The sequence below is a fragment of the Planotetraspora thailandica genome (assembly GCF_016863335.1).
Lineage (GTDB): Bacteria > Actinomycetota > Actinomycetes > Streptosporangiales > Streptosporangiaceae > Planotetraspora > Planotetraspora thailandica.
Genome location: NZ_BOOR01000111.1, coordinates 1 through 1130, shown reverse-complemented (window position 1 = coordinate 1130; position 1130 = coordinate 1). Strand labels below are relative to the sequence as shown.

Annotated in this window: 1 protein-coding gene; it reads right to left on the bottom strand. The window is 70.0% G+C overall.

Annotation, left to right across the window (positions count from 1 at the left end; all coding sequences use genetic code 11):
* A partial coding sequence (locus Pth03_RS41060; protein ID WP_203949944.1) for a DUF222 domain-containing protein occupies positions 1-1065 on the bottom strand: 1065 nt, incomplete at its 3' end.
* Between the last annotated feature and the right edge of the window lie 65 nt (positions 1066-1130).

Sequence of the window (1130 nt, the reverse complement as noted above, 5' to 3'; positions counted from 1 at the left end):
CTCACCGTCACCGCCGGGACCAGGGCCGGTGTTCCCGCCATGGCCGGGTTGATCGTCCTTGCCCGCGGTGCTGGGGTCGGGGCCGCCGTTAGCTGCGTCGACGCGGTTGCCGTCGCTGCCGCCGTTTCTGTCAGGAACGTCGGGACCGTGGAGACCGTCAGGATGGTCGGGATCGTCGGCGGTGGGGTGGCGGCCGTCATCGTTGGGGTGGTCGTCGATGTCGGGGTCGTCGTCGTCTTCTGCCGGGGCGCGGTGGGCGGCCTGCGCCAGCAGGGCGGTGATGATGCCGTCGTCGTCCAGGCCGGTCAGGCTGCCATCGAGCAGGCCGAGGAAGATGTCGGTGCGGACGTGATCGATCGGCGCCGCCAGCCCGGCCGCCTTGGCCTGCTGGGCGACCGCGTTCACCCGGCCGATCGCCGCGGCGGCCTGATCGAGCGGCAACTGATGCCCGGTGATGCAGGCCGTGCCGTCCCGCACCATCCTGCCCTCCACCCGGCGCCGCTGCACCGCCCGCTCATAGCGGCGACGCGCCCACGAAGGATCGGCCGCCACCAGCAACCGCTTGATCATCTCGGCGAGCCGGCTGGTCGTCGAACGCCCCGCCGCAGGCAGCACCTGATCGGCCACCGCACGCGCCAGACCGGCCGGCACGTCCTCCAGCCACTCCGAGACCACCAACGCGCGGGGCTTGTCGATCCGCCCGTCCAGCAACGCCTGCCACACCCGCGGCAACCGCGTGCACAGATCATGCGCGAAGGCGTATTCCCGCTCGGCCGCGCGCCGGGTCAGCACCAACGCCGCCCGCACCTCATCGGCGGCGTACTCATCCGGCACCGCCGCCTTGCGCATGTCATCCGGAGACGGCACATACAGCCCGACCTCGGCCATCACCAGCGCCTTACGCGCCTGCACGTGCGCTTCCAACCGCGCGTAGGCCTGCAAGACCAAAACCGCGTCATACCCACTCAACCGGCGAAGATCCAACCCGCCCAAAACCGCGGCAAGCTCCGGGCCCGGCGCCATCTCCGCCAGACCCTCCGGAATCACCTGCCGCTGCACAACCACACCAGGAAACTAACAACCCCCACCGACAAAACCGCCCGAACAAAACCAACCAAAACACCCAAGAG